The organism is Aeromonas sp. Y311-2, assembly GCF_027706025.1.
Lineage (GTDB): Bacteria > Pseudomonadota > Gammaproteobacteria > Enterobacterales > Aeromonadaceae > Aeromonas > Aeromonas veronii.
The window spans coordinates 1-8,107 of sequence record NZ_JAPDCL010000047.1; the positions used below are offsets into that span (position 1 = coordinate 1).

10 protein-coding genes and 1 pseudogene are annotated in these 8,107 nt (G+C 56.6%); 5 read left to right on the forward strand and 6 right to left on the reverse strand.

Annotation, left to right across the window (positions count from 1 at the left end):
- The 3 genes and pseudogenes from OKC42_RS22175 to OKC42_RS22185 form a co-directional block, all read right to left on the reverse strand.
- Positions 1–470, reverse strand: a pseudogene (locus OKC42_RS22175) (site-specific integrase); the annotation flags it as partial.
- Positions 470–697, reverse strand: a complete 228-nt coding sequence (locus OKC42_RS22180) for a hypothetical protein (RefSeq protein WP_128318442.1) — start codon at positions 695–697, stop codon at positions 470–472. The pseudogene OKC42_RS22175 and the gene OKC42_RS22180, both read right to left, overlap by 1 nt.
- Before the next feature lie 1,090 nt (positions 698–1,787).
- Positions 1,788–2,867 carry a methyl-accepting chemotaxis protein gene (locus OKC42_RS22185; RefSeq protein ID WP_270818664.1) on the reverse strand — a complete coding sequence of 360 codons (1,080 nt, stop codon included), beginning with the start codon at positions 2,865–2,867 and terminating at the stop codon, positions 1,788–1,790.
- Positions 2,868–3,048: 181 nt separating this feature from the next.
- Between OKC42_RS22185 and OKC42_RS22190 the strand changes: the two genes are divergently transcribed.
- From OKC42_RS22190 to OKC42_RS22205, 4 genes are all read left to right on the forward strand, one after another.
- Complete coding sequence (locus tag OKC42_RS22190) at positions 3,049–3,309, forward strand: hypothetical protein (protein ID WP_128318444.1); 261 nt, start codon at positions 3,049–3,051, stop codon at positions 3,307–3,309.
- Between the two features lie 68 nt (positions 3,310–3,377).
- Positions 3,378–3,620, forward strand: coding sequence for a type II toxin-antitoxin system RelB/DinJ family antitoxin (locus OKC42_RS22195; RefSeq protein ID WP_128318445.1), 243 nt, complete (start codon positions 3,378–3,380; stop codon positions 3,618–3,620).
- A complete protein-coding gene (locus OKC42_RS22200; protein ID WP_113740797.1) occupies positions 3,610–3,897 on the forward strand; it encodes a type II toxin-antitoxin system RelE family toxin in 288 nt (95 codons plus the stop codon). The genes OKC42_RS22195 and OKC42_RS22200 overlap by 11 nt, the downstream gene beginning before the upstream one ends.
- Positions 3,898–4,079: 182 nt before the next feature.
- Positions 4,080–5,069, forward strand: a complete 990-nt coding sequence (locus OKC42_RS22205) for a replication initiation protein (protein WP_128318438.1) — start codon at positions 4,080–4,082, stop codon at positions 5,067–5,069.
- A gap of 303 nt (positions 5,070–5,372) precedes the next feature.
- On the opposite strand, the gene OKC42_RS22210 is transcribed toward OKC42_RS22205, so the two are convergent.
- Positions 5,373–5,621 (reverse strand): plasmid replication protein RepB, encoded by a 249-nt coding sequence (locus tag OKC42_RS22210; protein WP_270820921.1) that lies wholly within the window; start codon positions 5,619–5,621, stop codon positions 5,373–5,375.
- Between the two features lie 371 nt (positions 5,622–5,992).
- Between OKC42_RS22210 and OKC42_RS22215 the strand changes: the two genes are divergently transcribed.
- Positions 5,993–6,649, forward strand: coding sequence for a quinolone resistance pentapeptide repeat protein QnrS2 (locus OKC42_RS22215; RefSeq protein WP_012537714.1), 657 nt, complete (start codon positions 5,993–5,995; stop codon positions 6,647–6,649).
- Positions 6,650–7,052: 403 nt separating this feature from the next.
- Here the strand turns inward: OKC42_RS22215 and OKC42_RS22220 are convergent, their stop codons facing one another.
- Positions 7,053–7,622 (reverse strand): hypothetical protein, encoded by a 570-nt coding sequence (locus tag OKC42_RS22220; RefSeq protein WP_128318440.1) that lies wholly within the window; start codon positions 7,620–7,622, stop codon positions 7,053–7,055.
- Complete coding sequence (locus OKC42_RS22225; RefSeq protein ID WP_333563381.1) at positions 7,619–7,975, reverse strand: hypothetical protein; 357 nt, start codon at positions 7,973–7,975, stop codon at positions 7,619–7,621. Before OKC42_RS22225 ends, OKC42_RS22220 begins: the two co-directional genes overlap by 4 nt.
- Positions 7,976–8,107: the final 132 nt, after the last annotated feature.

An 8,107-nucleotide genomic window follows, 5' to 3' on the forward strand; every position in this document is an offset into this window, starting at 1 on the left:
TCCTCGCCGCGGCGCAGGGTCAGCAGCTCGTGAGCCCGCAGGCCAGCGGCATAGGCGAGAGCGGTGGCGAGCCCGTGTTTGGGGGTTTGGGCGGCGGCGATCAGTGCCACCTGGGGGGCCGTGTAGGCGCGAGCCGTCAGCACCTGGGCAAATTCACTTTTGATGACGGGGAGCCGTCCGTCGGTTGCGAGTGCGTGGGTCACATGGCGCATCATCGCTTGCATGGCCTGACGCTCCATGTCGAGCGCCTTCTGGCCGACCTCCTGCCCGCGCTGCTCTAGGTAGCGGATGGCTAGCTCGGGGGTCATCGCCCGTAGACCGCCAGGGAGGCGTTCTCGCTGCGTCCACTCGGCTACCCTGGTCAACCCCTGCTCGTAGTTGCGCACAGTGCCTACGGAGCGCAGGTGATGACCCTGCAGGGATTTCATGACGTGGGCGGCTTGGGCTGTCGGTGCGCGGAAGGTGGCCATCAGTGGTCGGTGTGTTTGGTGAGCCAGCGGGCCACGGTGCTGTGCACCACGCTGATCCGGTGGGTGCGCAACCAGCGCTGCAGCTCTGCCGCGCTCGCCCCTGCGTTATGCAAGGCCAGCAGTTCGGCGCGGTGGCGGTCGAGACGGGAGCGGGCATAGCGCTGCTTGCGGATCAGGGCGGTTTGCTGGCGCAAGGTGGCCAGCTCGGCGTGGGGGTCAAAATCCATTTTACGGCTCTCGGTTGTAAGAACACTCAGCACTCGAAAATTCGAGCACTGCGGCGGGTTTCCCTGCCGATTCGCCCCTGTTCTCCTGTTTGCGTGTGGAGGGCTCGGACCGATCTCGCCTCATTTCACGTACCCGATAGTGTGCGGGTAAGACACTGGGATTTAGCTGTTCCCGTCAGAACCCGTGCGGGTCTCCCTATTTGGCTGTTGGGGTTCAGTGCGCTGCCTGATGGGGCTGGCCTCGGATCGGTTACCTGTATCCGGTGTATCAGGGTCACGTTGGAGTGTGACGGGCTCATTTGCCACGTCAGCATAACGCGAAAATGTGTGCATTAGGCATGTGTTTATAAAAATGTGCGTGAAGTCGCTACAAACCAATGCCCACGCTATGTAGCGGCGAATTTATGAGTCGTACATAGCGTGGGCATAAGCCCACAACACGGCATTGGGCGGTCGTGCCGCCCTTTGCCGTGTCCGCGCCCCTGGGGGGCGCCTTTTCCCAGGGGGAAAAGCGGGGCGCTGGGCATCCCCAGCCGGTGAGGGGGAACCCTCACCGCCGTGGCCATGGGAGGCATGGGCCTACCGCGCTGCGCTTGGTGTCCCCGTGCGACACTGACAGCGAAAAGCGTGCTGTCAGTGCCACGCGGGGATCGGGTGAGGGCATCGAGGGTTGTGCTAACGGTGCAATGTTGTTGGTCAGCCTGCAGCGGGAAATCAAAAAGTAAATTTTGATTGGTCAAAGGCTAAATTTGATTGGCAATGGGGGGGATCTGGCCCCGCTTCCCCCCATTGAGCCAGCTTATCTGATCGGGTCCGCCTCGATGTACGAGACAAGACATAGAAACGGGCCACTGGATGCAAAAACATGCCGAAACCAGAACGTGCCGAAAAGGCCCCTCAAACACCCTAGAATCCGTTGCAAACTTTCAGGCGGTGAACGCCTTGGTCAGGGGGCGGAATGCCCGCAAAACGCGATACAGGCGGCCACATCCTGACGGAGTGGCCGTTTTGCTATGTGAAGTCGGCAATTGAACATAAAAGGCGTTATGCGCAGCTTTTCTTTGCCCCCGCTGGCGCATTTTTGGCCTAGTTAGACACTCCCCAGCAGGCGGTCGATGCAGTGCACCACCTGCATACTGGCGTTTTCCATGCTTTGGAGCTGCTCGACCATCTCTTTGATATTGTCCTGTTCACGCGCGTGTAGAGCCGCCTTGCCACTCTCGTGTACCTGCTTGTGCGGCCCATCCAGTTCACGAAAAGCCGACTTGTGGGAGAATAGCTCGGCTCCTTGTCCCTCGACATACCACTTACCCAGCCTGCACTGCCGATGGTCACTGACCGGCTCGTGAAAGTGCTGCTGATCAATAAGCCGATAGATGGTGTTCTTCCAAACAGCGTGATCCAGCTTGGTGGTATTGAGGAAAGAGGTAGTTGCTGCACCGTGTATCACCTGCTGCATCCGGCCGGATTGCGCCAACACCTGGGTCACGACCACCTCGATCTGTGAGGAGGATGTCGCAACTTCAGCTGCGCTGGCCTGGTTATCGTCAATGATCAGCTTAATCTCCTTCGCCTGAGCCACTATCTGCCTGACCAGCACTTCAATCTGGCCGCTGGCCTCGTGGGCCTTGCTCGCCAGCTGTCGCACCTCATCTGCCACCACGGCAAACCCTCGCCCAGCCTCACCGGCTCTGGCCGCTTCAATGGCGGCATTAAGTGCCAGCAAGTTGGTCTGATCAGAGATACCCTGGATAGCAGCTACGAACTGATTGATGGCCGATGTACTGACATCAAGCAGATGGACGGCCTTCAGGCTACGGGCTGCTTCATCCGTGATGGCATGGGCTCGCCCGGAGAGGCGGATGATGGCATCACGGGTCTGGGCAAACAGCTGTTCCAGCTCAGAAAGAGCTCTATTCTCCGCCATCAGGTGCTCGGCGCTGCCCGCTAGCGCCTCCCGCACACTCTGCAACATCTCGCCCCCCTGGTTCTGGCAGGTGAGCACCTGATTGAAGAGTTCGCTTCGTTCCCGGCTGCTACGTTGCATGTGTTCATACTCCCCGATAGTGGCCAGCAGTTCAGTTAGCTTGGCCTGATGTTGCTGCTCCTTGAGCTGCAAGACCTCCCTGAGCTGTTGATTCTCTTTTTTCAGTTTGCTGTTGAACCACATAAGACCTCCAGATGCCAATAAAGCAGTCATTCTGCCACAGAGAGCAGAATGACTGCGTATAAGGGGGCGTTACGTTAAATCGGACGCCCTTTTTGCTGCCCGTTAGCCCGCAACATGGCTTGTTTTGCGGCACGCTATCTCTCATCCTGCACCGCATTAACCCTTGCTTCGGAAATGACCCATGGAAACCATCACCCATCCCACCCTGGTGCAACTGGTCGCGGCCGGTGCCGTCCGTGTCGTGGTCGCCGTCGGCCAACCCGGCGGCTGGTCCCTGTTAGTGCGCTATGGTCTGGCCGAACGCGCCCTCGCCGCCCAGCGCAGCAAGCAGCTACGGATCTTTCGCAAGCTCGATACCCTGCAGGCTTATCTGCAGGACATCGGTGTGCGCCGCTTCGAGGTCGATGCGGCCGGTTTCGATGTCGCACCACGACAACGGTGATGCATTGCTACAAACGCCAAATCGCATTACATTTGTAATTACATTCGTTGTCAGTGGTGAGGTGAGTGATGGGTACGATCAATTTGCGCATCGATGATGATCTAAAAGCCCGTTCTTATGCGGTGCTGGATCGGTTGGGGGTGACGCCTTCAGAGTTGCTGCGGCAAACGCTGGAGTACGTTGCTGCTCAGGAGCGGTTACCGTTTCGGACTACCGTCGTGACAGAGGACGAAGAGGCGCTCCTTGCGCTCGTTCGGGAGCGGTTGGCCAGTCCCCAAAAAGGGATCAAGGTGTCGCTGGATGACCTTTGAGCTTGAGTTTGATCCCCGTGCTTGGCGGGAGTGGAAGAAACTGGGCGACACCGTGCGCCAGCAGTTCAAGAAGAAGCTGGTAGAGGTGCTGGAACGGCCAAGAAATGAGGCCAACCGCCTGCATGGGCTGCCGGATTGCTACAAGGTCAAATTGCGTGGTGCCGGATACCGGTTGGTGTACCAGGTGCAAGATGATCGGGTGGTGGTGTTTGTGGTCGCGGTAGGGAAACGAGAGCGTGAGCAGGTATATCTGGACGCAGGTTCGCGGCTGGAATAGGCGACGTTGCCGAGAGGTGGGGAGTGCGGTAACGTATTGCCCAGAAAAGACAAACCCCGAATCTCTGTGATCAACTTGGCGGAAGATAAACAGAGAGTTCGGGGCTGTGACGAATCACGAGGTAAAGAATACCACATGGATCACATCAAACAACCCTGCACCGCCAATAAGCGCGGTGTCCGATGGTAAAACCAGCGCTTCAAGCCGCTGCTTTCGTCGAACGTCTCCCCCACCGTCCCTACTGCACTGATGATCCGGCGCAGGGGCTCCTTATCCGCCCGCAGGCGACCGCGCTGGCCTATCGCCATGTCCAGCACAATCCGCCTCCGCATGTCTCCTGCATTGTGTTTGATGTGGACAGGAAGCCCTATGAGCAACGGCGAGAGGGGTATCAAGAGTGGCGAGATCATGGCTTGCCTGCGCCGCATTGGATCGCGATCAACCCCGAAAACGGCAATTACCACCTCGGCTATCTGCTGGCTGCGCCAGTGGCGCGTACCAATGCCGCCAGGCTAAAGCCGCTGCGCTATCTGGCGGCCATAGAGCACGTTCTGGCGAAGAAGCTGGGTGCTGACATGGGGTATGTTGGGTTGATCACCAAAAACCCGGTACATCGCGATTGGTGGACAATATGGCACAACCATGAGCCTTACTCGCTCGATTACCTCGCCGAGTTCTGTCCCGATGCTGATCTGGCGGCCTACAACCGCCGCAGCGGCAAGGAGGCGAGCGGGCTGGGGCGTAACGTCACCGTATTCGATAACGTGCGGGAATGGGGCTACAGCGCGGTGCGGGAGTATTGGCGCCCTAACGGGTACGAAGCATGGGCCAATGCGGTGAGAGCTGCTTGTGAGAGCGCCAATGCGTTTGGACGCGAGCAGGGCGGCCCGTTACCCCATAGTGAGATCAAGGCCACGGCCAAGAGCATCGCCCGTTGGGTATGGAACCGATTCACCCCCGCAGGGTTTAGCCAGGTGCAGGCGCATCGAGGGGCCAAGGGGGGGAAGGTATCCAAGGGAGGGGGTAGACCAGCAGGAACTAGCCGGACTAACTGGGAGCTTTGGGAGGCCATCCAGAGCATGAAGGCGGCGGGGTATCCGCACAGCACCATAGCTGAGGATCTCAACGTCTCCGCCAGTACCGTGAGCAAGTACGCCAAAATTTCAAAATAGCGATCGCGAAAACAAGCCTTATCAGATAACAGCGCCCGCGGGGCGTTCTTTGAGCCCTTAAAGCATTCAAGAGAGAGGATCTTGGCGAGGTGGGCAAGCGCCCGAACCGGAGGCCGTCCATCAGGCAGTCGGTTCTGCCTGTGGGCGGGGGCGTTGTCCACGGCGCGGTGTCTCCGCATCACATCCAAGAAACGATGTGTCGAATTTACGTTTTGAATGGCTACATGGGCGGGTACCCTTCACACAAGAGTATGAAAGCCCCCCGCCCTATCTTTCTGTCGCTGGCTGAGCCCATTGGTTGGGTCAACGGCTGCTTAAGTCGATCTCGATGCGCCTAAATCCGATCGCATTGGCGGTGTTGGCGGCGGCATCGACTGTCTTGAACACGCGCCAGCCTCCTCGTTGTCTCTCCAGCACGGCGGTCTCGCTGTTGCGGCCGAACTTGACCAGATGCAGGTGGTAGCCTTGGCCCATTGGGGTCGGCACGATCACCGCTTTGGCCAATCCTGTGTGAGTAGAATAAAGTTTCGTTACTAAGTAATAAAGAATCATACTGAGTATTAAAGATTCATACTTAAATGGCAGCGATCAGAGTACACTGCCATTTCTAAAACGTTTATGCCCCATTCCTTCTTAGACCTTGTATCTACTTCAAATTGCAGGCTTCCGTTTAAGGTTACTTTACCTAATGGCGGACATCAGTAATCTATTGGGTTCCTTTTCTCTGTGGCTTTTTAAGCGGATAACTTTTTTCAATGGTGCCGCGTACTTTGAACGTTAACATAGAGGCTCAGGGCGCTATTTTACCCCCTTAAAATAGGCAAAATGAGGGTTTTTAAGATCTTGATTTTTAGTGTTTTTATTTTGGTGATGTGATGTGGCTTTGATGGTAGTGTTGCGTCCAGTTCATCATAGGAGTCAACATGGAAACCTACCGTCACACATATCGACACCACAGTTTTTCACATCAAGATCTAAGTGATATTACTTTCACTGCTTGCACCTTTATCCGATGCGATTTTCGACGTGCTAACTTGCGTGATGCGACATTTATTAACTGCAAGTTCATTGAACAGGGTGATATCGAAGGTTGCCATTTTGATGTCGCAGACCTTCGCGATGCAAGTTTCCAACAATGCCAGCTTGCGATGGCAAACTTTAGTAACGCCAATTGCTACGGTATTGAGTTACGTGAGTGTGATTTAAAAGGGGCCAACTTTTCCCGAGCAAACTTTGCCAATCAAGTGAGTAATCGTATGTACTTTTGCTCAGCCTTTATTACTGGATGTAACCTGTCTTATGCCAATATGGAGCGGGTCTGTTTAGAAAAATGTGAGCTGTTTGAAAATCGCTGGATAGGGACTCACCTCGCGGGCGCATCACTGAAAGAGTCAGACTTAAGTCGAGGTGTTTTTTCTGAAGATGTCTGGGGACAGTTTAGCCTACAGGGTGCTAATTTATGTCACGCCGAACTCGACGGTTTAGATCCTCGAAAAGTCGATACATCAGGTATCAAAATTGCCAGCTGGCAACAAGAACAGCTTCTCGAAGCGTTGGGTATTGTTGTTTTTCCTGACTAGATGCTTACGAATACCTGCTGATAAACTATACACAACATTAATACATTTTCTAATTCAAATCACCAGAGCTAGATCAATACTTCTAGCTCATTCTTGTCCAGAAACGTGTTTGAATGGGGCCAATCAATCTGTGGATGCTCAAGACAACCAGTATGATACTTTATTACTCAGTTGTAGCGTGACTCAGATTTTGTAGTAGGAATTAGTATGAATCTTTATTTCTGGGTGAGTATCATTTAGAACGGTACAAACAGGGTTACTTGACTGCTTAGTATGAAACTTTATTCCTCTCCTACAAATCCGCCCTGGTCAAACGTCCATTTAGCTTGTAGCTCTTCCATCAAATCCACATCCTGAGCAATCAAAAACGAAAATTGATTCTATTCCTCTTGGCAGCAGGTAACTAGTCCCGATTGTCGCCTGTCTGCATGGCTCTGGTTTTAGCTTGCTTGGCTTTACGCGCAAAGGCGGCGCTGGCGTTGTTCGCTCGCCGGTTCGCGTTGTCTCGTTCGGTGTTTGCCTGGGCCACCCATTCTCGGGCGGTCGCTTGGTCACTGAGGGCCTGTTGCCGTAGCCTCTCGGCCTGCCGGATCGCCTCCAGGGCTTTCGCCCGCAGCTGCTGCACCTGATCGCGCTCTGCTTGCAAGGCGGTGCGGGCCTCCTGCTCTGCGTTCGCGGCCTGCTGTTCGGCCTCATCGAGGCGTTGCTGTAGCTGTTTGAGGTGGCGCTGATGGTCGTGATCTTCTGCCTGCACCATCAGCCAGCCCAGCGTGGCGAAGACGCCGGATCCGCCCAGCAGCACGCCGGCAAGCGCAACGGGCCAGGCGGCTATCACGGCCAGCCAGCCGCGGGTGATCTCCGGCTCTGCGCCGCGGTGCATCACGACCCATGCCCGCATGGCCAGCAGGTCATCGAGAAACCACCACAGCGCCACCAATGCCGCCAGGCTGACGGCCAGCAAAAACAGTCTCATCGTAGGTAGGTCTCCGTGATCTCGGGCCGAAAGTGGCCCATCTCTTGGCTGACGGTGGTCAGCGCGGCGTCTCTGCTCAAGCTGGCCTGCAGTTCGGCCATGCGTTCCTGGGCGTAGCTATGGCGTAGGCCGTGGGCACCGGTAGACCAGCCCAGCACTCGCTCGCTGGCGGCGGAGACGCTGTTGCTCCAGCGCTGGCCGCCGCCGGTGTCGTAGTGGGACTGGTAGTAAATACCGCGATCGGTGATGGCTTGGGGGGCGTCAAGGCGCACGGCTTCCAGCCGTTCGGCCAAGGCGTGGGGAACTAGCACCTCGCGCACCAGCCCGCCCTTGCCGTGGACGGTGTAGATCACCCCGTCACGGCCCTGCCATTTGCTGGCGAGGGCGGGGCGGGGATCGGCGGCGCGTTCCTCGCCGCGGCGCAGGGTCAGCAGCTCGTGAGCCCGCAGGCCAGCGGCATAGGCGAGAGCGGTGGCGAGCCCGTG